Origin of the sequence: Flavobacterium sp. N1719, from assembly GCF_025947045.1 — a bacterium.
In the GTDB taxonomy this organism is placed as follows: Bacteria; Bacteroidota; Bacteroidia; order Flavobacteriales; family Flavobacteriaceae; genus Flavobacterium; species Flavobacterium stagni.
In genome coordinates this window covers 262,560-285,516 of record NZ_CP109993.1, presented here as the reverse complement: position 1 = coordinate 285,516, position 22,957 = coordinate 262,560, and the positions used below count along the sequence as shown (strand labels likewise).

Below are 22,957 nucleotides of genomic sequence, written 5' to 3'. Positions count from 1 at the left end.
ACTTTATTCTGCAAAAACAAATGGTAAGCGTTTAGGATGTTTTTTATGACGAAAAAGAGTTTAAAATTTAGGTAAATAAAAAACCCTTGAAAATCTTTGGATTTCAAGGGTTTTTGTTTTTGTGGTACCTCCAGGAATCGAACCAGGGACACACGGATTTTCAGTCCGTTGCTCTACCAACTGAGCTAAGGTACCGTTGCTAATGCGGGTGCAAATATAGAACCATTTTTAATTTATCCAAAAGAAAAATCAAAAAAAATCTATTTGTACTTTTGTAGCCTAATCGAATTGACCATGCTATTAATCTTGGATTTTGGGAATACACAAATCAAAGCGGCTGTTTTTGAGGGAACTACTCTTTTGAATAAGTATTGGCTTAGCAATGATAATTTAGAAATAGAGTTGGAAAATATTTTTTTGACATATCCTCAAATTACCACTATTGGGCATGTTTCGGTGACTCATCAATCTATTGAAGCGTTAGATTACCTCAGAAACCGCTTTGAAGTTTTTGCCATTGAGCGTACCGGTAAGTTTCCTTTTTTAAATGCGTATGCCACCCCCGAAACCTTGGGAATGGACCGAATGGTATTGGCAGCAGGAGCTGTTTTGCGTTATCCTGCCCAAAACCGATTAGTAATTGATGCGGGCACTTGTGTAACCTATGATTACATCAGCGCTGATGATGTGTATCGTGGTGGAGCCATTAGTCCGGGCCTTCAAATGCGCTATGAGGCATTACATCACCATACCGCAAAGTTGCCGTTATTGAAAGCTTCAGAGCATCCCAAGTTAGTTGGGAATTCCACTGAGAATTCGATCCATTCAGGTGTTATAAATGGAATTCAATTTGAATTAGAGGGATTCATTAACAACTATTGTGAAGAAAAAGAGAACATTATCATAATTTTAACGGGTGGAGACGCCAATTTTTTGGCTGGTCATTTAAAAAACACCATATTTGCCAATCCTAATTTCTTATTAGAAAGTATTGTCTTATTACATCAATATCAAACGAATGATTAAAAATATTGCATCCGCATTTCTTTTGTTTATTTCTACATTAACCTTTGCGCAACAAGGAACAAGTTCGCCCTATTCTTTCTACGGTATCGGAGACGTTCGGTTCAAAGGAACTATTGAAAATCGTGCCATGGGAGGAATAACTTCTCAAGCGGATAGTATCCACGTAAACTTGCAAAATCCAGCTTATTTTTCGTCAATACGACTAACTTCTTTTACCGTTGGTGGAACATTTGGCTCCGGTAAAATTGAATCCAATTCAGATTCAAGTAAAGCACAACGTACGAGTTTGGATTATATCGCTGCGGTGATTCCGACCAAAAAAATGGGGTTTTCTTTTGGAGTGATGCCTTATTCTTCCGTGGGATACAATGTATTAAATACAACTAACACGAATTTAATTCGTCAATATTCAGGTTCAGGCGGTATTAATAAAGTATTTTTTGGAACAGCTTATTCAATAACCCCTAATTTTTCTATTGGAGCTGATGTACAATATAATTTTGGTCGCATTGAAACCAAAGCGATTAATGCCTACAGCGGAGTTGAATATGCGACAAGAGAGACCAATGTCTCTAATGCTACCGGCGTGAATTATAATTTGGGTATGCGTTATCAAAAAACGATTAAAAAGAGTTACTTCTTGTATACGGGTTTGGTCTATAGTCCCGAGTCAACCTTACGATTCACCAATGATAGAAATCTTGCGTTGATAAGTTGGACTTCAAGCGGTGGTGAAATTGCTGTGCAAGATGAAAGTTTAACTGTAGCTGATTCTAAATTGAAACTGCCTTCTAAATTTGATTTTGCACTCGGTTTTGGTAAAAAAAATCATTGGTCTTTTGGGGCCAATGTTTTGATGCAAAACAGTAGTAATTTCGGTAACCGCTACAACGAAATTGACAATGTGAAATTTGAAAATGCAATGCGTTATAGTGTAGGAGGTTATTTTATTCCTAATTATAAATCGTTTACGAGTTATTTTCAAAGAGTGGTATATCGTGCAGGATTCCGTTATGAAAATACCGGGCTAGTAATCAATGAAAAATCGATAACTGATACAGCTGTCACAGCAGGTTTAGGGTTGCCAGTACGTGGGACTTTTTCAAACATGAATTTGGTATTTGAATACGGTATGAAAGGTACCCAAGCCAATGGATTGGTTCGTGAACGTTACTTTAATGTTGGTTTCAGCTTGTCTTTCAATGATCAATGGTTCCAAAAACGTAAATTTGATTAATCATAATACGTAGTTCAATGAAAAAGTTTATTCAATTTTTACTACTAGTTAGTTTCTTGAGTGTTCAAGCACAAAACGAATATTGTAAACTGCCTGATGATTTACAGGACTACTACAGGTATGGTAAATCTGAAGAATTGTTGGAATTATGGCAAAATTATGAAGCCAAATGTGCTGAAAAAACGTTCGGCGAATTTGCAAAAGGGGAGCAAATTCTGCGCTATGAATACGATAATGCAACTGCAGATACACGTAAAGAGAAACAACAGCAACTTTTAGACTATTATTTTTACTCTCAGAAGTTTTTTCCTGAACAAAGTAAAAATATAGTATCAAAAAGGGCTATGTTATTAGCTGAAGATAAAGATTTTTCAAAAGAAGAACTTTTTGTAATATTACAAGAAGCAATGAACAAACGCAAGGAGCAGTTTGAAGATCCAATGGCATTGAAATTGTATTTCGATACTGCACTCGAGTTAGACAACAGCGATTCAAAAGTTGCTATCAATATAGTCGAAGAGTATTTAAAAGTAAAAATTAAAGCACTACAAAATGCCAAATTGTTCCCGGCAAAGGCAGATGAGTTTGAGAACTTAATACAATATATGAGTACCCATTCAAAAATTAAAGAGCGGGTTACCTGTGAGAGTTTAGAGAAAACAATTCAAAATGTAATTGAAAATAAAGTAAACGACTTCGATTTGTATCTGGCTTTAACAAATGAGATGTATGAAAAGTGCTCCCGTAGTGCTTCATTTTTAACCATAGCCTTACATACTTATAAATTAAAGGAGACCGCTCAGTCTTCATTTTTGTTTGGAATGGCAAAATTCAAACACGAGTCTTTGGAACGCGCTGAGCCGTATTTGATTGCATCAGTGGATACCGAAGAAAATAAGAGTGTGAAAGCCGATCGTGCCAGTAATTTGGCTATGATCTTCCTAGGTTACGATCCAGGAAAATCAGCTGCTTTATTACAAAAGGCGATGCAGGCGGATCCTAAAAATCCAAATTATCCCTTATTAATGGGTGAGGTGTACCAAGCCTCAATTTTATTTTGTGATCTTAAAGATAAACAAGCAGATGCCGCCTATTATTTAGCTTCACAAGCTGTGTTGGAGGCTGCAAAAGTGGATGCAAAATATACTGCCGCTGCGCAGAAAAAATCAATAGAATACAAAGCAAAAATGAAAACCCCATCCGCCAAAGGCAAAAAAAATGCTGTCGAACTCGGATGTTGGATTAATAAAACGGTGAACTGGTAATGCAAAAAAAAGTTTCTTTACTTTTTCTAGGAGTTATCTTGACAAGTCTTCTGGCTTGTGAAGGCAATTTTCGTGAAGTACAGAAATCCGTTTTTTCAGAATTTAATCCCAGTGGCGACGCCGACTCCATTGCTATCAAGTATACCGATTCGGGTCGTATAAAATCCATTTTGGAAAGTCCGAAAATGTTGGATTATGCCACGGTAAAATACCCGTTTACTGAATTTCCTAAAGGCGTGCGCGTGACACTTTATGATGAAAAAGGAACACCTACGTATGTTACAGCCAAGTACGGTGTCAGTTTTAAAGAAACCGATTTAATCGATTTACGCGGGAATGTCAAAATCACTAATACAGCCGGACAAGTGTTTGAAACGGAACAACTGTATTTTGATCAAAAAAATGAATGGTTCTTTACCGAAAAGAGATATAAATTCTCAGATCCGAAAGGTGTATCTTATGGTGAAGGCGTCGATTTTAGTAAGGATTTAAAAATTATCAATTCGCAACGTGTTTCTGGTGAATTGGACAAAACAGAATAAAATGGGATATCTCAATTTTACAAAATACCTTTATTTACTAGCGGCTTTATTTGCTGCATTTGATGTAGTAACACATTGGCAAGATAATCCTAAGCCATGGATTAGTGTCGGAATTGCTTTAGTTTCACTATTTTTATATTTCTTTAGAAACCACTTTGGGAAGAAGTTTAAAAACAGACAAAATTCATCGCAACCCTAAATGAATATACTTGTAATCATCCTCTGCCTGATATTGTGCGCCTTTTTTTCAGGGATGGAGATTGCTTATGTTTCTTCCAATAAAATTTATTTGGAAATCGAGAAAAAACAAGACACGTTTTTGTCTCGTATTCTAACCAAAATCACTGAAAAACCTTCCAAGTTTATAGCAACCATGCTCGTTGGAAACAACGTCTCATTGGTTGTTTATGGGTTTTTTATGGGGGATTTAATCACGCACAAAATCTTCGATTGGGGTTTTAAATTTGATGATCTGACCAATGTATTGATTCAATCCGTGGTGTCAACCTTTATCGTTTTGATTACCTCTGAGTTTCTTCCTAAGGTGTTTTTCCAGATTTATGCGAATAGCGTGATGAAATTCTTCGCCGTTCCCAGCTATGTATTTTATACGCTTTTCAATTTTATTTCTTCGTTTATTATTTGGATTTCCGATTTTTTGTTAAAAAAATTTTTCAAAACGGAAGGGGATTATGTGCCATCGTTTTTCAGTAAAATCGAGCTTGGAAATTATATTTCCGAACAAATGAATGCTAAAGATGAAAATGAAGAAGTCGACTCTGAAATTCAAATTTTTCAAAATGCTTTAGAGTTTTCGGGTGTGAAAGCGCGCGATATTATGACGCCTCGAACTGAATTAGTAGCAATAGAAATTTATGATTCAGTAACGGAATTGCGGGAATTATTTGTGCAAACCGGCTATTCCAAAATCCTAGTCTATCAAAATACAATGGATGATATACTCGGTTATGTGCATTCGTTTGAATTGTTTAAAAAACCACGAACCATAAAGTCGGTGATGATTCCAGTTGAGTTTGTACCCGAAACCATTTTTATCAAAGATGTGCTGAATCTTTTGACCAAAAAAAGGAAGTCTGTGGCTGTTGTTTTGGATGAATATGGCGGTACTTCAGGAATAATCACTGTGGAAGATATTATTGAAGAATTGTTTGGCGAAATTGAAGATGAACACGATAATGATGTTACAGAAATTGAAGAGCAATTAGCCGAAGCAGAATTTCGTTTTTCGGCCCGTTTAGAGGTGGCCTATTTAAACGAAACCTACAAGTTGAATCTTCCAGAAAATGACTCATATAGTACATTGGGCGGACTCTTGGTTGATCATTCGGAAGAAATTCCGCAGAAAGACGATGTGCTCACTATTGACGGGTTTCAATTCCAAATTGAAGCCGCTTCCAATCGTAAAATTGAGGTCGTTCGCCTTGCCGTTTTGCAACGGGATTAAAAATTTTAACTTTTTATGTAAATTATACTTCTATCATGATAATTATTTCATAGATAATTGTATTTTCGCAGACTGAAATAAAAAATAATAGTAATAAAATGGCAGTTTTACAGAAAATTAGAAATCGTTCAGGGTTACTTTTACTGATCATCGGTTTTGCACTTTTAGCCTTTGTAGTACAAGATTTATTTACCAAAGGATTGAAAAGTCAGTCGCATGATGTAGGAAGTGTAAATGGAAAAGATATTGCATTTGAAGATTTCAAACTTAAAGTAGTCAATCTTGAAAAGAGTGGGCAAGGCGGTCAAATGACTCAAACGCAAGCCGTTAATCAAACTTGGGAAATTGAAGTAAACAAAGCCCTTTTGGTTGATCAATTCGATAAAGCGGGTATCCGTGTTGGGGAAGCGTACAAATTGGATTCTTTCAAAAAAGACCCTAATATTGGCTCGAACCCAATGTTCCAAACGAATGGAAAATTTGATTTAAATAAATTCAAAGAGTTCTTCAAAAACAATCCTGAGCAAGCTAAAATGTTTGAGGATCGTGAGAAAGACATGGAATTGAACGGTCAATATCAAATCTACAATACATTAGTGAAAGCAGGTATGTATACTACAACTGCTGAAGGAAAGTTCAAATATGCTTTAGAACAAGATAAAGTAAACTTTGATTACGTAGGTATCATGTATTCTTCTGTAAAAGATAGCGAAGTAAAAGTTACGGATGAAGATATTACGGCGTACATGAAAAAACACGAAAAACGATTCAAAGCGGAAGAAACACGTGAAATCGAATTTGTGTTAGTAGAAGATAAACCGTCTACGAAAGACCAAGACGAAGTAAAAGAAAAATTAGTAGCCTTGTTGAATTCGAAAGTAGAATACAACAAAACTACAGGAACAAACGATACACTTCCTGGATTCAAAAATGCAACTAACATTGCTGAATTTGTAGGTGAAAATTCGGATTTACCTTATGATACAACGTATGTGTCAAAACAACAATTGCCTGCTGAAGTAGCTGATGCGTTGTTTAATTTACCAAATGGAGAAATCTACGGTCCTTATGTAAACAACAAATATTACTGCTTGAGTAAAATGATGGGGCGTAAAGCGAATGATAAAGCAAAAGCGAGCCACATTTTAATCAGCTGGGAAGGAATTGACCGTGTTCAGAAAAAAGAAAAAAGAACCAAAGAAGAAGCAAAAGCGAAAGCAGAAAGTTTGTTAGCACAAGCGAAAGCTAATCCAGGTTCATTCATGATGTTGGCGTTAACTAACTCTGATGATTCTTCTGCTCAACAAGGTGGTGATTTAGGATATTTTGGTCCGGGTCAAATGGTAAAACCATTCAACGATTTCGTTTTCAATAATCCTGTTGGAACTATCGGTCTAGTAGAATCAGAATTTGGATACCACATTATCAATGTTACTGATAAACAAGATGCAATTCGTTTAGCGACGATTGCACATAAAATCCAACCTTCTGAAGCGACAACGAACGAAGCGTATACGAAAGCTACCCAATTTGAAATGGATGCTGCAGGAAAAGATTTTGCTGCTGTAGCTAAAAAAGCAAACTTGAAAGTAGAATCTACTCGTGCTAAAGCCATGGATGAAGCGGTAGGTGCTGCTGGGAATCAACGTCAAATTGTGAAATGGGCGTATACTGATGATACCAACATTGGTGATATCAAACGTTTTGAAGTAGTAAATGTTGGTCACGTGATTGCCCGTTTGAAAAAGATTAACCCTAAAGGATTGACTAGTGTTGAAGAAGCTCGTCCATCTGTAGAAGGAATTATCAAAAACGAGAAAAAAGCACAAATTATCTTAGCTAAAGTTAAAGGTGGTTCGTTAGAATCTATTGCTAAAGCTAATAAAGTTACCGTTCAAAATGTAGCTGCTGCTTCTGTTGACAGTCCAATGTTACCTAATGTGGGGATGGAACCTAAAGTAGTAGGTGCCGCTTTCGGAACTCCTGCAAACAAAGTATCGGCTCCAATTGAAGGAATTTCTGGTGTTTTTGTAGTAAAAACTAAATCAGTTACGAAAGCTCCTAAAATTGCTAAGTACGATGAGTATGTAAACAAATTAAAACAACAAGCGGCTCAAAACACAGGACGCGTAATTTCAACATTGAAAAACGCTGCTGATATTGAAGATAATCGTTTAGATTTCTATTAATAGAGCGCTAATCCCATAAAAAAATCCCGATTTACATCGGGATTTTTTAGTTTATAGTAATATCATTTCTTGATACGAAAGTACCGTCGGATACCCTTTGGAATGAAAATAGTCTGTCGGATTTTCTTTCGAAATTGCCATAACAAAATCACCGCCCCAAGCACCTAAACTTTTAATAACGCCATCAAATTCGGGAAATAAAGCTTCTTGTATCGTCATTTCCTCCAAAACATTACTCAGCTCAATCTCATGTTCGCGTAGTGCCAAAGCAAAATCTTTGGGTTGATCTGCATTAAGAATACGCTGCGTTAAACCATTGATTTTAGTTACAGTCTTCGCAATATCCCCTTGTTTGTCCAAATAGGCTGCAATAGCCGCTTTGGAACTTCTTTTTTGATTAAGATAGACAAAGTAGATTTTATCTGCAAACACTGGAGCAAAATCAACCGATTCTACCACAGGTAACTCATTTTGTAATTGATAAAGAATAGGCGTGTTGTATTGGGCACAAGCAACATCATAACCGCTCCCTCCAAAACTGCGTTTCAGCAATGTAAAGGCATCAATTTGCGCCCATTGTGCTATATTGTTGATTAAAGTGGACGAAGTACCCAAGCCCCAGTTTTTGGGAAAACTCAATTCAGTTGTAACCACATATCCTTCTGATTCCAAAAGGAAGTCGGCATTCATTAAATACGCTTCGTGCAGAATTTCAATCAACGTATTTTTGAGGTGATGGGGTGCATCAAACCGTACTTTTCGTTGTATCGATTCAAAAGGAATTGTCGCTTCAAACCATACACTTTTGTCATGATCATAACTCTTCCAATGCATCATTTGGTCGCTTCCCTGTTCAATGTGCAAACTTTGACCAAATCGCGTTGGCAAAGCCAAAGCTTTCGCGCCGTCGAGGACGACATATTCGCCCGTAATGAGTAATTTACCATTGCTGTAGAACGTCTGTTTCATAGCGGTTTAACTAACGGCGTAAATTTTCAATCATTTCAACCACAGAAGCATGTGTCACAGTTTGATCCGCAAAATGCGTGAGTACGATTTTACGCTCTTCTGCTGTGGCTTGAAATTGGTTTAAAATATTGTTCAAATGCATTTTCATATGGCCTTCTTGAATCCCGGTTGTGGTCAACGAACGTAAGGCGGCAAAATTTTGAGCCAAACCTGTCGCCGCCACTACTTGCATCAGTTCTTGAGCCGAAGGTTTTCCTAAAATCTCCAAAGCCACTTTAACCAAAGGATGCAAAGAGGTGAGTCCGCCCACCGTGCCTAAAGCTAGTGGAACATCCATCCAAAACGTAAAGATTCCGTTTTCGATTTTAGCATGCGATAAACTGCTGTATTTGCCATTACGTGCGGCATAGGCATGCACTCCGGCTTCAACAGCCCGAAAATCATTACCCGTTGCCAGAACAACCGCGTCGATTCCGTTCATAATGCCTTTGTTGTGGGTTACCGCACGGAAGGTTTCGATCTCGGCTATGCTAACGGCTTGCACAAATTTTTCAGCAAATGCCTGAGGGTCTTCAATTTTCTTTTCTGCCAATTCTTCAACGGGACAAGAAACTTCGGCACGAACGACACAATTGGGAACGTAGTTGGATAAAATACTCATCACTACAGTAATATTTTGCTCGTCTGGAGTAAAACTTTCCTCAGTTGCTGCGGCTTCGCGTAGGGTTTTGGCAAATTGTTCCAAACACGAATTGATGAAGTTTGCCCCCATGCTGTCTTTGGTGTCAAACGTCGCGTGCAATTGAAAGTAGTTGGCTAATCCCGAGGTTTTATCCCGTAATTCAATGTCGAGAATCCCACCGCCACGCTTGTTCATGTTTCGTGTGATGGGTTCGGTAGCTTCGAAAAATTGCGGTTTTATTTTGTCAAAAAACGGTTGAAGTTTTTCGATCGAACCTTGAAATAAAAAGTGGACTTGGCCAATTTTTTCCGTGCCAATAATCGAGGTTTTGAATCCGCCACGGGTACTCCAAAATTTAGCCGCTTTAGCTGCTGCTGCCACTACCGAACTTTCTTCAATAACCATCGGAACGGAATAATACCGTCCGTTGATGTTGAAATTGGGCGCAATTCCCATCGGTAAATAGAAATTGGTTAGCGTATTTTCGATGAATTCATCATGCAATTGTTGGAGTTTAGCATCCTGATTCCAATACTGTTTCAGGATTTTTTCCGCCTCTGCCGGCGTGTTGAAGTAGGTTTGAGCAATCCATTGGATTTTTTCTTCTTTGGATAATTTCGAAAATCCAGATACGGCTTGATTCATTTTCAGTTGATTATCAATTTGCCCCACAAAGATACAGCTTCGAACAAGAGAATAAAGTAATTTTAAGGAAATAAAAAGCCTTGTTGAAGTGCATTTTGGCTAAAAAAAGACGGTGGTTTGCTTTTTTTTCATTAAAATTGGACTCGTTAACAAACCACTTTTTAGAATATGATAAAAAGAAGCCTTGTCGCCTTGTTTTTGGCCGTAGGAATTACTGTTTCTGCTCAGTCCAAACTTTCTGTAGAAGAAATATACATGGGCATGTTTCGTTCCAAAGGAATGGACGAATTGCAAGCCATGAAGAACACCAACCAATACACGGTTTTAAACACTGACCGTGGTTCGAGAAGTCAGCAAATCGACTTGTACGATTATGCGACTTTGAAAAAAGTGTCGACTCTTTTGGATACCAAAAATCATAAAGAATTGGCAGAAGGTATCGATAGTTATGTCTTTAGTTCGGATGAAAAACAAATTTTAATAGCCAACAATTCCAATCCCATTTACCGCCACTCGTTTACCGCCGATTATTATTTGTATGATTTAACAACCAAATCCCTTCATAAAGTTTTAGAACAAGTTCAAGAACCTTTGTTTTCTCCAAATGGAAGTAAGATTGCTTATGTAAAAGCCAACAATCTTTATGTGATGGATGTGGCTTCAGGGAATTCAACGGCAATTACGAATGATGGTGAAAAAAATGCCATTATCAACGGAATCACGGACTGGGTCTATGAAGAAGAATTTGCTTTTGTGCGTGCGTTTGATTGGAGTGCCGATAGTAAGAAATTAGCGTTTATTCGTTTTGACGAACGCCAAGTGCCCGAGTTTTCTATGGATATTTACCAGAAAGCGTTATATCCAACCCAAGAAAAATTCAAATACCCCAAAGCTGGCGAAAAAAATGCGTTGGTTTCTTTACATCTTGTAGATGTTGCTTCGAATACAAAGAAAGAAGTTAATCTTTCGCAATACAATGATTTTTACATCGCCCGTATGCGTTGGACCAATGATGCCAATGTATTGTGTGCGCAAGTTTTGAATCGTCACCAAAACAATTTGGATTTGTTGTTTATTGATGGTACTTCTGCAGCAGCGAAAGTGGTGTTGAATGAAAAAGATAATGCTTATGTGGATGTTACGGATAATCTAACATTCTTAAAAGATAATAGTTTTATTTGGACTTCTGAGAAAGACGGATGGAACCACATTTATCTCTATGATAAAACAGGAAAGTTGAAAAACCAAGTAACCAAAGGGGCTTGGGAAGTGACTGCTTATTACGGCTTTGACGAAAAAACCAAAACTATTTTTTACCAATCGACTGAAAACGGTTCAATTGTGCGTGATGTCTACCGTATCGGTTTAGACGGTAAAAAGAAAATGAAATTAAGTAAACAAGTAGGCACCAATGCGGCGACGTTCAGTCCGAATTTTGAGTTCTTTATTAATACATTTTCTTCGGCAACAGTTCCGCCAACGTATTCATTGAACAGTGCCAAAGACGGTGTGCAAGTGCAAATGATTGTAGAAAATTCAGCCTTAACAGAAAAGCTGAAAAAATACGATTTGCCCACCAAAGAGTTTTTTGTATTGACGACTGAAAAAGGGCACCAACTCAACGCTTGGATGATTAAGCCCAAAGATTTTGATGCCACTAAAAAATATCCTGTTTTCATGTACCAATATTCGGGTCCAGGTTCGCAGCAAGTCGCCAACGACTGGTTGGATACCAACGATTATTGGTTTATGATGCTCGCGCAACAAGGGTACATCACCGTTTGTGTGGACGGTCGTGGTACCGGATTCAAAGGCGCTGCCTTTAAAAAATGTACGCAAAAGGAATTGGGTAAATTTGAAGTTGAAGATCAAATCGACGCGGCCAAAGTTATTGGGAATTATGCCTATGTAGACAAATCCCGTATCGGAATTTTCGGTTGGTCGTTTGGCGGATTCATGGCGAGCAACTGCTTGTTCAAAGGCGCCGATGTGTTTAAAATGGCAATTGCGGTTGCTCCGGTAACCAACTGGCGTTTCTACGATTCCATTTACACGGAACGCTACATGCAAACCCCACAAGAAAATGCAAGCGGCTACGATGATAATTCACCAATCAATCATGTGAGCAAGTTAAAAGGAAGCTTCTTATTGGTGCACGGAACAGCAGATGACAATGTTCACGTGCAGAATTCCATGCAAATGATTGAAGCTTTGGTACAAGCCAACAAGCAATTTGATTGGGCGATTTATCCCGACAAAAATCATGGCATTTACGGGGGCAAAACCCGTATACAATTGTTCAATAAAATGACCAATTTCATCAAAGAAAAACTATAATTCTAAATAAACTAAAACCAATATCTATGAGCGAAACTGCTGTAAAGACCGGACATCCAAAGGGACTTTGGGTGTTGTTTGGGACCGAAATGTGGGAGCGATTCAATTTCTACGGAATGCGAGCGATCCTAACTTTATTTATGGTTCATGCCTTAATGCTTGGGGAGTCAAATGCATCTATTATTTATGGTGGATTTTTGGCCCTTTGCTACTTAACACCACTTTTGGGAGGATTCATTTCTGATAAATACTTAGGAAATAGAAACTGTATTATGTTAGGTGGTTCATTAATGGCCATCGGTCAGTTTTTATTATTCTATAGTGCCACGATTTATGATTCAAATTTAGACCTTTCCAAATCTGTTTTTTGGATGGGGTTATTTGTGATAATTTTCGGTAATGGATTCTTTAAGCCGAACATTTCTTCTATGGTGGGAAGTTTATATCCTCCGCAAGAAAAGACTAAATTGGATTCGGCTTTCACGATTTTTTACATGGGTATTAATATCGGGGCCTTATTAAGTCAATATTTTGTTCCTCTTTTTGCTGATGTGAAAATTGGCAAAGTGCAAGATCCAACCGTTTTTAAATGGGGTTATTTAATGGCCTGTATTGCTATGGTTTTAGGAACAATGGTGTTTTACTTATTAAAGAATAAATATGTTGTAACTCCTGAAGGATTGCCAATTGGTGGTAAACCAAATACTAATGCTACTTCTGGTGAAGTTGAAGAACAAGCAAAATTTTCATCTAAATCAATTGGTTTAGTTGCGGTATTATTCACAGTTTTATTTTTTGTGTTCCGTTATTTGCATGTAGGCGAATTCGGATTCTCAAATTTTGAAATAGGAACATTAGTAAAAGGGATAATTTATCCTATTATTTATGGTGCAGGGATTTCATTAGCAATTCTTATTCTGTTGGATTCAACATTAACTAAAGTTGAAATTCAACGTATATTAGTGATTTACATCATCTCATTTTTTATTATTTTCTTTTGGGCTGCGTTTGAACAAGCAGGTTCTTCATTAACATTCATTGCATCAAATCAAACCGACCGTCATTTCTTATTTAATTGGGAAATGCCAGCTTCAATGGTACAGATCTTCAATGGATTGTTTGTTGTTCTTTTAGCTGTTCCATTCAGTTTAATGTGGGATAAACTACGTGCTTCTGGAAAAGAGCCGATATCTCCTATGAAACAAGCTTTTGGATTGGCTTTTATTGCATTAAGTTATTTCATTATTGCTTACAATGTGAAAGATTTGGGTAATTCAGGTATGTTGGCCATCAAATGGTTAGTGTTGTTATATTTCATTCAAACAATTGGAGAATTGTGTTTGTCACCTATCGGATTGTCTTTGGTGGGTAAATTAGCGCCTAAGCGTTTTGCCTCTTTGTTATATGGAGTGTTCTTTATTTCGAATGCTGCGGGTTATGCCTTAGCGGGAACATTGGGAGCTTTAATTCCAGCAACAGGGGATAAGTTTGAAAAAGCAAAAGAGATAGGCGTAAATCTCCAAGATGTTTTAGATAAGAAAATTACGTTATCAGCAGAACAAGTGAAAGCATTTGCTGACAATCAAATAGCTTTAGATTATCCAACCTTTGCAGGTTTCACAATTCACAACTTATTTGAATTCTTTATGGTTTTTGTGGTGTTGTGTGGAATTGCAGCAGTATTGTTAGCTTCTTTAACTCCTGTTTTAAAACGTATGATGCACGGTATCAAATAATTCGATTCCAAAATATTTTTATATCTTTCAAACCTACAAGTTCGTCTTGTAGGTTTTGTTTTTTAATACCCAAAAACTATGTGGAAAAGTCATCCTAAGGCACTGCCTTATTTGTTTTTATCGGAAATGTGGGAGCGTTTTGGCTACTACCTTATGATCGGAATTTTTACGCTTTATCTTAAAGATGTAGAAGCCGGTTTCAAAATGACCGAGAAAGAATCGTCTGATTTGTATGGAACCTTCATTGCCTTGGTGTTTTTAACACCGTTCGTTGGCGGATTAATTGCTGACCGCTACTGGGGCTATAAAAAGTCAATTGTGTTGGGCGGACTCATGATGGGTGCGGGTTATATGCTAATGGGAATCCACAGTCTGCCGATGCTATATTTGGCAATGACGCTCGTGATTTTAGGGAACGGGTTCTTTAAACCGAACATCTCAACATTACTAGGGAATTTCTACAACGACGAGCAATACAAAGACAAAAAAGACGAAGGCTACAACATTTTCTACATGGGAATCAATGTCGGGGCTTTTATTTGTAATTTCTTCGGTGCTGCTTTCAAAATCCTTTTTGGTTGGAAATATGCCTTTATGGCTGCCGGTGTTGGGATGATTATTGGCGTTATTGTGTTTTTGTTGGGGTCCAAACATTATGGCGACAAAGTCGAGAAAAAAGGAGAACAACCCGGCGACATGCCTTTCAGTAAAATTGTCCTTTACATCTTAGTACCTTCTGTGGTTTTTGGAATTATTGGATGGATGTTAAAAGGAACCTATTCCGATACCAATACCGACAGTTATATCTTTGGTTCGGATAGTACCGATGCTTTTATTTTTGCTTGTATTCCCGTAATTTTCTTCTACGGTAGTTTGTATTTCAAAGCCAAAGCCGAAGAGAAACGACCGATCGGTGCATTGCTTTCTATTTTTGCCGTAGTGATCTTGTTTTGGGCAGTATTCAAACTCAATGGTTCAGCCTTGAACAATTGGGGCGATAAATATACCGACCGCGAATTAACGGGAACGGCGCAACAAATTGGATCGAAATTAGTGCTCGTTGATACATTACACTATAAAAAAGACAGCGTTGCGTTATATGATGAATATTTCCGTATTCAAAAGAAAGACGGTGAAGTGATCAAAACCGTGGACTACCCCTTGTATTTCCGCAATGTAGCCCCTGAGAAAAAACCACAAGAAGAAGCCGCAGTCTACACCTGGTCGTCTAATTTAAGTCAGTCCATCAATCCGGGTTGGGTGATATTATTGACGCCTTTGGTAGTAGCCTTTTTTACTTTTTTACGTCACCGACAAAAAGAACCGACGACGCCGACTAAAATTGCGTTCGGACTCTTAATTTCTGCATTGTCGGTATTGGTTATGGTTGCCGCAGTGAAAGCGGGACATAACGGAGCCGAAAAAGTATCCGTTTGGTGGTTGGTCGCCAATTACGGGGTCATCACCATTGGGGAACTATTTTTGAGTCCGATGGGCTTATCAGTGGTGTCCAAATTAAGTCCGCGCAACATCACTTCCTTAATGATGGGCGGTTGGTTTTTGGCCACGTCCATTGGCAATAAATTATCAGGCGTTTTAGCCAGTATGTGGGACAGTTATGAAGACAAATCCAATTTCTTTTGGGTGAACTTCGGCTTACTTTTATTCGCCGCTTCATTAATGTTTGTCTTATTAAAACGATTAAACGCGGTAATGCGTGAAAATGGAATTCGCTAATGGAAACAACAATCGAACAAATTCAAGATTTTAAAGGGAAATACCCAAAACAATTGTGGTATTTATTTTTCAGTGAAATGTGGGAACGCTTTAGTTTCTATGGAATGCGCGGGATGTTAGCTGTATTTATGGTGAGTCAACTCAACATGAGTGAAACTACGGCCAATCTTCAATATGGCGCCACACAAGCATGGGTATATGCGTTCACTTTTATTGGAGGTTTATTTGCCGATAAAATTTTAGGTTTACGAAGATCGCTTTTTTGGGGTGGTATTCTCATGATTATTGGAAGTATTATTCTTGCGATAAGTCCGAAAGATTTATTTTTTACAGGTATCGGATTTACCATTGTGGGAACCGGTTTTTTCAAGCCAAATATTTCTTCCATGGTTGGCCAATTGTACCGCGATAATGATACAAGACGAGATGCTGGTTTTTCATTGTTCTATGCGGGTGTAAATCTCGGAGCATTAATTGGAGGTTACATTTGTATTGCTGTAGCAAATGGCAATCTGTGGAGCTCTTTTGTCTCAGAAAACTTGCGTTGGAATTACGCGTTTGGTTTTGCGTCCATTGTGATGATTGTTAGTTTGCTAACGTTTACGCAAACGCAAAAAAGTCTAGGTGAAATCGGACTGTCTCCTTTAGCTGATATGGAGGTTTCAAAGCGTAAAGCATTAGAAATTGGCACCTACATAGCTTCTATCATTTTTATACCTATAATCATAAAAATGGTGGCCAATACAACCTATACCGATTATTTCATGATGATTATTGGACCTTTATCGGTAGTTTATCTTTTTTATGAAATGAAGAACTTTTCAACGGCTGAGAATTTAAAACTATTGGCCGCTCTAATTTTCATAATCTTCTCCATCTTCTTTTGGGCGTTTTTCGAACAAAGTGGAGGTTCATTAAGTTTATTTGCTGCCAATAATCTCCAAAACACAGTTCTAGGTATCAAATTAGATCCAAACGGAGTTAATAATTCAGCCAATTCTTTGTTTGTCATTGTATTCGCCGCCTTAGTCGGAATGGTTTGGATTTGGATGGCAAAAAAGAAAATCGAACCTAATACAGTGGTCAAATTTGGATTGGGATTCTTATTCCTAGCGGGTGGTTTTTGGGTATTTTATTATACCAAATTCTTCGCAGGTCCTGATGGAAAAACCTCGTTAGATTTATTCACATTGGGTTGGTTTGTCATTACGTTTGGCGAATTGTGTTTATCGCCAATTGGTATGAGTGCCATGACCAAGTTATCTCCTCAAAAAACCCAAGCCGTTATCATGGGGATGTGGTTCTTGGCAAGTGCCTACGGTCAGTATTTTGCGGGTTTATTGGGTGCCGGAATTGCAGAAGCTTCTAAAAATGCCACCAATCTTCAAAAATTAAACACCTATGCCGACGGCTACCAACAATTGGCGTTGTATGCTTTGATCGCAGGTGTAGTACTCATTGTAATTTCGCCTTTGGTGCGAAAGTTGATGCAGGATGTTAAATAATTTGTAACTTTCGACCTTAAACAGGGAATTTAGACTATGAAAAAGATTTTATTCGCAATTTTAATTCTACTCGCTTGTCAAAATTTACAGGCGCAAGAAGAACAACTAACATGGCACACGGACATCAATAAAGCGATTGAATTGTCAAAGGCTGAACAAAAACCAATGTTCTTGTTTTTTACTGGAAGCGATTGGTGTGGTTGGTGCATGCGCTTGCAAAGTGAAGTGTTCAAAAAACCCGAGTTTATTCAATGGGCCAAAGAAAAAGTAATTTTGGTCGAATTGGATTTTCCACGTCGCACCCAACAACCCGATGCATTGCGTCAACAAAATATGCAAATGCAACAAGTTTTTCAACCCAGAGGTTATCCTACGGTGTATATCGTAAAACCAACGGTTGTTGACGGGAAAACTAATTTTGAACAATTGGGTCAAACAGGATATGTGGCGGGCGGACCTGAAAAATGGTTAGCGGGCGCCAATGAAATGATTGCACGCTATGTTCCCGATCCAAAGCCTGTGACGACTGAGCCTGTCAAAGCTCCAGCCAAAAAGAAAGCACCTGCTCCCAAAAAGCAACCCGCAACTACTCCCAAGAAAAAGTAATTTTTTTACAATATAAAAGGTCCCTTTTCAGCCGTGTCATGAAAAGGGATTTTTAATTTTTCACAACTCCTTTTCCATAATTTTTTGATGGCGGGTGTCGAACTACCATCTGCAACCACTTGGGCAGGGCGGTAGTTTTCCAGCCAACGCTCCAAATGGCACTTCGGACTGTTTTTTAAGACCAATACAAGTCCTCTCTTTTTTGGGAAAATGCCCGAGCTGTCGACTATGGCGATGCCTTTATTTTTGCATACTACTTTTTGTGGAAGTGTATTGATTTTTTGACCAACAATAAATTGAGCAATACAATAATCATCGATACATGGGCTTTGTTTGGCTTCCGAATTTATAAATAATTGATTCCTGTTTTTCCAAAGTATCGCGGATGCTTTCGGGAGATGGCAAACCACAAATTCCGATTGCTGTTGTTCAATTTTTATTTTGATAACGATTAATTGTAGTGTGATTATACTAATTCCAACACCCATCCATCGGGTATAGTTTCTTTTTTCAAAAAGGAAAAATAGTGAGAAAATAAGTAAATACAACGCCAACATCAAGGCTAAATTCATTGGAATTTTTTGAAAAATGAATTGATCCTGATCCGCAATCCAATGGATACAAGCGTTCATTTGTTTTATAGAAAAAGAAAGTAGGGGTGCAATGGGCCCCAAAGCAATGTTGAAACTGGCAAGCAGTACAGCCAACAGGCCTAAAAACATCAGAATGGTCAATGGCGGAAGAACAATCCAATTGGTAACAAAAAACAAACCCGGGAATTGATGGAAATAATACAACGATAAGGGAAAGGTGCCCACTTGTGCCACAAATGAAACCGTAGTGAGTTCCCAGAAATAGGTGCCGATTTTTGTTTTTGGAACATAGAATTTCTTGAATTTCGGTTGGAGCCAAACAATAAAAAACAACGCCAGATAACTCAATTGGAACCCCACATTCCACAACGTATTTGGGTCAAATAAAAGAATAAGGAAGGCAGAAATACATAACGTATTATAGATGTTTACTGTTCGTTTTAAATAAAGTCCGATAGAGACAAACGAATACATCGTTACCGATCGCAACACAGAAGGCGCCAATCCAGCCAAAATACCAAATCCCCATAATCCCAATACGATTAGAATCATTTTTACCAATCGATACTTTTTGATATTAGGAAAAGGTTTGACAAGCAATTGCAATAACAGCAAAATGAACCCTACATGCAATCCAGAAACCGATAAAATATGTACAGCTCCCGCCAACTGATAGTCTTTGTTGATTGTGGGATTAATATCGTGTTGTTGACCCAAAATCAGGGCCATGACGATTGGAGCGGTGGTTGCATCTAAAGCATGGGACAATCGTTGCGCAATTTTATCATGAAATGCGGGCACCCAATCCAAAAATGTTGTACGGGTTTTGGGGTAATTTTGGTATTTTTTGACAAAAATCTGCCCGTAAATGGATTGGTCTTTAAGATAGGAATCGTAATCAAATTGACCAGGATTCGGTATCCTTTGCAACGGAATAAACCAAACCAATCCAGCGTAATTCTCCTTAAAACGGGGTCTTTTTTGAGTTTTAGGAAACGATACAACGACACGACCGGTTACTGCAAGGTTGTTGATTGATTTCAGCACTCCCACATAGCGGTAGTTTTTTTTACTCGACCGCAAAGGCGTTTCTAAACTGAAAGTAACCCTCATGGATTGCGCAGTGGTAACCTTATGGGCAAAATGTTCGGAATGCATTAAATTGTCATGTATCCGAACGACTCCCATTCCGATGAAAAGAAAGAGTACAAAAGTACAACTGCCAAATCCCAATGCAGCGTGAATGTGCTGTTTGGAATACCAATAAAAGGCGCATACGATAGCCGCTGTAAGTACGATACAAGCCGTTAATTGGACATTAGTAAGTGCCAAAAATCGAGCACAAACAATTCCTGTAATAAATGCGAGTGTAATACGAATCAGCGGAAATTGAAAGGTATTCATATTTCCGAATTTAGGTGATTACAAATTATTCGATAACTCGATTCACCTGTGCGAAAGTTCTTTGGTAATAAGGCTCTTTGGTGGAGGAAACTACGACGCCTTGTTGTGTAGACGAATGTACAAATTTTATTTCATCTTCCGTCACTTCGGTCACCATTCCGACATGATTTATGGTGCGACGGCCATTAGTTCGGAAGAAAATTAAGTCACCACGACGAATTTCACTTCGGTCCAAAACCCTTCCAATACGGGCCATTTCATGCGAACTACGGGGTAAAATAATATCAAAAGCTTGAAATGTAGTAAACATTAATCCGCTGCAATCAAAACCGTCCCGACTGGTACCGCCGCCACGATAGGGAGTTCCAATATAATCCATGGCATTGTTCACCAATTGTTCAGAAAAATAGGTAGCATCATCGGTAGTTAATACGATGTCGTCTTCATTTTGATCAAGAACAATGGTTTGTTTTTTTGTTTGAGAAGGCGTTGAATTCTCAGGTTCTTTCGGAATAGGAACCGTTTTTACTTTTTTGGGTTTGGTGTCTTTGGTTGCAGTACTGGCGGTTGCCGTTGTTGTTTTTTGGGGCGTATACGTGGTGTATTTTTTCTGTTTGATGGCTTCTTTTTTGGTGGTAATAATAGGCGATTGCGTTGATTTACAAGAAACCAATACCAACAAAAGCGCTATGAATCCGAACCATTTTGACATGCCAAAAAAATTTTGCCAAAGATAAGGCAAACTAAGGAATTGTCCTATGTTAAATTGTTCCTAATATGAGCCGCTGTTTTTTCACTTGCGCCTAAACCTCCCAATTTTGTTTCGAGTTCGTTGTATTTTGCCAATAATTGAGTGCGATAATTGGGGTCTAAAATCTTATGCAATTCTTCTAGAATTCGGTCGTGATTCAATTCGTCCTGAATCAATTCGGCAACAACCGGTTCGTCCATGATTAAATTGACCAGCGAAATGTATTTAAGTGTAATGATGCGTTTGGCAATTTGATACGAAATCGGGTTGGCGCGGTAGCATACAATTTCAGGCACTTTAAACAAAGCCGTTTCCAAGGTTGCCGTTCCCGAAGTGACCAATGCAGCATGTGCTATTGCTAATAAATCATAAGTTTTGTTGGAAACAAATTTGATTGTTTTTCCTTGCAAAAACGGTTCGTAAAAAGAAAAGTCTTGACTGGGAGCGCCAGCAATCACAAATTGATAATTAGGGAAATCGGGGACAACGCTCAACATGAGTTGGAGCATTTTCGAAATTTCTTGTTTCCGACTGCCCGGTAAAAGGGCAATAATCGGGCGGTCGTCTAAACCGTGCGCCGTTTTAAAAGCAATTTCATCGGATTGGGGTCGGTTGTGAATAGCATCGATTAAAGGATGGCCCACAAAGGTTACAGGAAAATTATGTTTTTGTTCGAAATACTCTTTTTCAAAAGGCAAAATGACCGACAGTTGGTCGAAATCACGTTTGATGGCTTTAATTCTGTTTTCTTTCCAAGCCCAAACTTGTGGCGCGATGTAGTAATGCGTTTTGATTCCTTGTTTTTTCGCCCATTTGGCAATCCGCATATTGAATCCAGGGTAATCAATGAATACGATGACATCGGGATTGAATTCAAGAATGTCCTTTTTGCAAAAAGAAATATTACGAAGAATGGTGCCCAAATTGGAGACTACTTCGGCAAACCCCATAAAAGCAAGATCGCGGTAGTGTTTGACTAAGGTTCCACCCACCGATTGCATTAAATCACCACCCCAAAAACGAATTTCAGCTTGCGCATCATTTTTGAATAGCGCTTTCATTAAGTTGGAACCGTGAAGATCGCCCGAAGCTTCTCCAGCAATGATATAGTACTTCATAATCAAACAAATAAAGTCAGCAGCGTGAGTAAACAGGTAGCGATTAACACACCATACGCCCAAAAATCTTTCTTTTTATTTAAAAACCAAAAAAAAGTAGCCAAATTCAACAAGGTGCCCAACGTAATGGTTTTACCTAAAATTCCTTCAGCTTTGGTTATTTTGAGGTTGTAATGTTGGTGAAAATCCGTCATGAAAAACAAAACCAATGCGATGCCGACAGCAGCAGTTGCTAATCCCGCCAAACAGCCTAAAAAAAGTTCTTTGTATCGATTCATATTACAATTCCCAACGATTTAATACAGGTATTGCGTGATGCGCAGTCATATCAAATTGAACAGGAACCACAGAAATATAACCATTGGCTAATGCCCATTCGTCCGTGTCTTCACCTTTGTCAGGATTGATAAATTCACCTGTTAACCAATAATATTCTTTCCCAAAAGGAGTTGTTCGTTTGTCAAATTTTTCCTGCCAGTAGGCGTTGGCTTGTCGACAAATGCGAAAACCTTTAATTTCGTTTTCCGTCAATTTGGGAAAATTTACATTGAGCACAGTGCCTTGCGGCAGCCCTTTGTCCAATACTTCTAAAACTATTTTTTTTACAAAGGATTTTGTAGGTTCGAAATTGGCGCCCCAACTAAAATCTTGTAAAGAAAACCCAATGGCAGGGATACCCTCAATGCCGGCCTCAACTGCAGCACTCATTGTACCCGAATAAATTACGTTGATGGACGAATTTGACCCGTGATTAATCCCTGAAACACATAGGTCGGGTTTGCGTTTTAGCACTTCGTGAACAGCCATTTTCACACAATCTACGGGCGTGCCTGAACAACTGTATTCCAAAATTGGTGATTCAGTAGCGGAGACGCGTTGCAAATGCAAGGTGTCATTAACGGTTATAGCATGTCCCATTCCGCTTTGAGGACGGTCAGGTGCGACAACACAAACTTCACCAATTTCTTGCATCACCGCAATTAATGTACGAATTCCAGGCGCAGTGATACCGTCGTCATTGGTCACTAAAATTAAGGGTCTTGATTGCATAGTTTGTTTTCGAATTGTAACAAAAGTACATATTTTGGGACTGATACATGACAATTTTTCTAACTTTGGCAAAAGCCATGGTTTAACAAAATTTTATTCC

General features: G+C 38.3%; 19 protein-coding genes and 1 tRNA gene. 12 read left to right on the top strand and 8 right to left on the bottom strand.

Features of this window, described 5'->3' with window-relative positions:
* Positions 1 to 122: 122 nt before the first annotated feature.
* A tRNA-Phe gene (locus OLM45_RS01055) sits at positions 123 to 195 on the bottom strand.
* Positions 196 to 294: 99 nt separating this feature from the next.
* Between OLM45_RS01055 and OLM45_RS01050 the strand changes: the two genes are divergently transcribed.
* The 7 genes from OLM45_RS01050 to OLM45_RS01020 all read left to right on the top strand — a co-directional run bounded on the left by OLM45_RS01050 (position 295) and on the right by OLM45_RS01020 (position 7,724).
* Positions 295 to 1,026 carry a type III pantothenate kinase gene (locus tag OLM45_RS01050; protein ID WP_264511228.1) on the top strand — a complete coding sequence of 244 codons (732 nt, stop codon included), beginning with the start codon at positions 295 to 297 and terminating at the stop codon, positions 1,024 to 1,026.
* A complete protein-coding gene (locus OLM45_RS01045; RefSeq protein WP_264511226.1) occupies positions 1,019 to 2,263 on the top strand; it encodes a hypothetical protein in 1,245 nt (414 codons plus the stop codon). The genes OLM45_RS01050 and OLM45_RS01045 overlap by 8 nt, the downstream gene beginning before the upstream one ends.
* Before the next feature lie 17 nt (positions 2,264 to 2,280).
* Positions 2,281 to 3,528 (top strand): hypothetical protein, encoded by a 1,248-nt coding sequence (locus tag OLM45_RS01040; protein ID WP_264511225.1) that lies wholly within the window; start codon positions 2,281 to 2,283, stop codon positions 3,526 to 3,528.
* Entirely contained in the window at positions 3,528 to 4,070 is a 543-nt protein-coding gene (lptC, locus tag OLM45_RS01035) for an LPS export ABC transporter periplasmic protein LptC (protein ID WP_264511223.1), read from the top strand. Before OLM45_RS01040 ends, lptC begins: the two co-directional genes overlap by 1 nt.
* Before the next feature lies 1 nt (position 4,071).
* The gene (locus tag OLM45_RS01030) at positions 4,072 to 4,269 is read left to right on the top strand and encodes a hypothetical protein (RefSeq protein ID WP_264511221.1); all 198 of its coding nucleotides are present in this window, start codon (positions 4,072 to 4,074) and stop codon (positions 4,267 to 4,269) included.
* On the top strand, positions 4,270 to 5,535 hold the full coding sequence (locus OLM45_RS01025) for a hemolysin family protein (protein WP_264511219.1): 1,266 nt from the start codon (positions 4,270 to 4,272) through the stop codon (positions 5,533 to 5,535). It begins immediately after the preceding gene.
* 98 nt (positions 5,536 to 5,633) lie between these two features.
* Complete coding sequence (locus tag OLM45_RS01020; protein WP_264511217.1) at positions 5,634 to 7,724, top strand: peptidylprolyl isomerase; 2,091 nt, start codon at positions 5,634 to 5,636, stop codon at positions 7,722 to 7,724.
* Positions 7,725 to 7,775: 51 nt separating this feature from the next.
* Here OLM45_RS01020 and OLM45_RS01015 read toward each other — a convergent pair whose 3' ends face one another.
* Together OLM45_RS01015 and OLM45_RS01010 are read right to left on the bottom strand one after the other, a co-directional pair.
* Positions 7,776 to 8,693: a GYDIA family GHMP kinase gene (locus OLM45_RS01015; protein ID WP_264511215.1), complete on the bottom strand. Its 918-nt coding sequence runs from the start codon at positions 8,691 to 8,693 to the stop codon at positions 7,776 to 7,778.
* A 10-nt stretch (positions 8,694 to 8,703) separates the two neighbouring features.
* Positions 8,704 to 10,020 carry a hydroxymethylglutaryl-CoA reductase, degradative gene (locus OLM45_RS01010; protein WP_264511213.1) on the bottom strand — a complete coding sequence of 439 codons (1,317 nt, stop codon included), beginning with the start codon at positions 10,018 to 10,020 and terminating at the stop codon, positions 8,704 to 8,706.
* Positions 10,021 to 10,188: 168 nt separating this feature from the next.
* Between OLM45_RS01010 and OLM45_RS01005 the strand changes: the two genes are divergently transcribed.
* The 5 genes from OLM45_RS01005 to OLM45_RS00985 all read left to right on the top strand — a co-directional run bounded on the left by OLM45_RS01005 (position 10,189) and on the right by OLM45_RS00985 (position 17,941).
* Positions 10,189 to 12,357 (top strand): S9 family peptidase, encoded by a 2,169-nt coding sequence (locus OLM45_RS01005; RefSeq protein ID WP_264511211.1) that lies wholly within the window; start codon positions 10,189 to 10,191, stop codon positions 12,355 to 12,357.
* 26 nt (positions 12,358 to 12,383) lie between these two features.
* On the top strand, positions 12,384 to 14,093 hold the full coding sequence (locus OLM45_RS01000; protein ID WP_264511209.1) for a peptide MFS transporter: 1,710 nt from the start codon (positions 12,384 to 12,386) through the stop codon (positions 14,091 to 14,093).
* Positions 14,094 to 14,171: 78 nt separating this feature from the next.
* Positions 14,172 to 15,830, top strand: coding sequence for a peptide MFS transporter (locus OLM45_RS00995; RefSeq protein ID WP_264511207.1), 1,659 nt, complete (start codon positions 14,172 to 14,174; stop codon positions 15,828 to 15,830).
* Positions 15,830 to 17,335: a peptide MFS transporter gene (locus tag OLM45_RS00990; protein ID WP_264511205.1), complete on the top strand. Its 1,506-nt coding sequence runs from the start codon at positions 15,830 to 15,832 to the stop codon at positions 17,333 to 17,335. Before OLM45_RS00995 ends, OLM45_RS00990 begins: the two co-directional genes overlap by 1 nt.
* A 36-nt stretch (positions 17,336 to 17,371) precedes the next feature.
* Positions 17,372 to 17,941, top strand: coding sequence for a thioredoxin family protein (locus OLM45_RS00985; RefSeq protein ID WP_264511203.1), 570 nt, complete (start codon positions 17,372 to 17,374; stop codon positions 17,939 to 17,941).
* A gap of 5 nt (positions 17,942 to 17,946) precedes the next feature.
* Here OLM45_RS00985 and OLM45_RS00980 read toward each other — a convergent pair whose 3' ends face one another.
* Genes OLM45_RS00980 through surE form a run of 5 tightly spaced genes read right to left on the bottom strand, consistent with a single transcriptional unit; the run spans position 17,947 to position 22,857 of the window.
* Positions 17,947 to 19,938, bottom strand: coding sequence for a ComEC/Rec2 family competence protein (locus tag OLM45_RS00980; protein ID WP_264511201.1), 1,992 nt, complete (start codon positions 19,936 to 19,938; stop codon positions 17,947 to 17,949).
* Between the two features lie 25 nt (positions 19,939 to 19,963).
* Positions 19,964 to 20,650 carry a C40 family peptidase gene (locus OLM45_RS00975; RefSeq protein ID WP_264511199.1) on the bottom strand — a complete coding sequence of 229 codons (687 nt, stop codon included), beginning with the start codon at positions 20,648 to 20,650 and terminating at the stop codon, positions 19,964 to 19,966.
* 44 nt (positions 20,651 to 20,694) lie between these two features.
* Complete coding sequence (gene lpxB, locus OLM45_RS00970; protein ID WP_264511197.1) at positions 20,695 to 21,807, bottom strand: lipid-A-disaccharide synthase; 1,113 nt, start codon at positions 21,805 to 21,807, stop codon at positions 20,695 to 20,697.
* A 2-nt stretch (positions 21,808 to 21,809) separates the two neighbouring features.
* Complete coding sequence (locus OLM45_RS00965; protein WP_264511195.1) at positions 21,810 to 22,085, bottom strand: hypothetical protein; 276 nt, start codon at positions 22,083 to 22,085, stop codon at positions 21,810 to 21,812.
* A gap of 1 nt (position 22,086) precedes the next feature.
* Entirely contained in the window at positions 22,087 to 22,857 is a 771-nt protein-coding gene (gene surE / locus OLM45_RS00960; protein WP_129461728.1) for a 5'/3'-nucleotidase SurE, read from the bottom strand.
* Positions 22,858 to 22,957: the final 100 nt, after the last annotated feature.

Excerpts from the sequence above, each read along its gene's own strand:
- OLM45_RS01045 (WP_264511226.1), top strand. The coding sequence starts at position 1,019 with ATGATTAAAAATATTGCATCCGCATTTCTTTTGTTTATTTCTACATTA.
- OLM45_RS00995 (WP_264511207.1), top strand. The coding sequence starts at position 14,172 with ATGTGGAAAAGTCATCCTAAGGCACTGCCTTATTTGTTTTTATCGGAA.
- OLM45_RS01020 (WP_264511217.1), top strand. The coding sequence starts at position 5,634 with ATGGCAGTTTTACAGAAAATTAGAAATCGTTCAGGGTTACTTTTACTG.
- OLM45_RS01010 (WP_264511213.1), bottom strand. The coding sequence starts at position 10,020 with ATGAATCAAGCCGTATCTGGATTTTCGAAATTATCCAAAGAAGAAAAA.
- OLM45_RS00980 (WP_264511201.1), bottom strand. The coding sequence starts at position 19,938 with ATGAATACCTTTCAATTTCCGCTGATTCGTATTACACTCGCATTTATT.
- OLM45_RS00985 (WP_264511203.1), top strand. The coding sequence starts at position 17,372 with ATGAAAAAGATTTTATTCGCAATTTTAATTCTACTCGCTTGTCAAAAT.
- OLM45_RS01050 (WP_264511228.1), top strand. The coding sequence starts at position 295 with ATGCTATTAATCTTGGATTTTGGGAATACACAAATCAAAGCGGCTGTT.
- surE (WP_129461728.1), bottom strand. The coding sequence starts at position 22,857 with ATGCAATCAAGACCCTTAATTTTAGTGACCAATGACGACGGTATCACT.
- lpxB (WP_264511197.1), bottom strand. The coding sequence starts at position 21,807 with ATGAAGTACTATATCATTGCTGGAGAAGCTTCGGGCGATCTTCACGGT.
- OLM45_RS00990 (WP_264511205.1), top strand. The coding sequence starts at position 15,830 with ATGGAAACAACAATCGAACAAATTCAAGATTTTAAAGGGAAATACCCA.
- OLM45_RS00975 (WP_264511199.1), bottom strand. The coding sequence starts at position 20,650 with ATGTCAAAATGGTTCGGATTCATAGCGCTTTTGTTGGTATTGGTTTCT.
- OLM45_RS01015 (WP_264511215.1), bottom strand. The coding sequence starts at position 8,693 with ATGAAACAGACGTTCTACAGCAATGGTAAATTACTCATTACGGGCGAA.
- OLM45_RS01000 (WP_264511209.1), top strand. The coding sequence starts at position 12,384 with ATGAGCGAAACTGCTGTAAAGACCGGACATCCAAAGGGACTTTGGGTG.
- OLM45_RS01005 (WP_264511211.1), top strand. The coding sequence starts at position 10,189 with ATGATAAAAAGAAGCCTTGTCGCCTTGTTTTTGGCCGTAGGAATTACT.
- OLM45_RS01040 (WP_264511225.1), top strand. The coding sequence starts at position 2,281 with ATGAAAAAGTTTATTCAATTTTTACTACTAGTTAGTTTCTTGAGTGTT.
- OLM45_RS01025 (WP_264511219.1), top strand. The coding sequence starts at position 4,270 with ATGAATATACTTGTAATCATCCTCTGCCTGATATTGTGCGCCTTTTTT.
- OLM45_RS01030 (WP_264511221.1), top strand. The coding sequence starts at position 4,072 with ATGGGATATCTCAATTTTACAAAATACCTTTATTTACTAGCGGCTTTA.
- lptC (WP_264511223.1), top strand. The coding sequence starts at position 3,528 with ATGCAAAAAAAAGTTTCTTTACTTTTTCTAGGAGTTATCTTGACAAGT.
- OLM45_RS00965 (WP_264511195.1), bottom strand. The coding sequence starts at position 22,085 with ATGAATCGATACAAAGAACTTTTTTTAGGCTGTTTGGCGGGATTAGCA.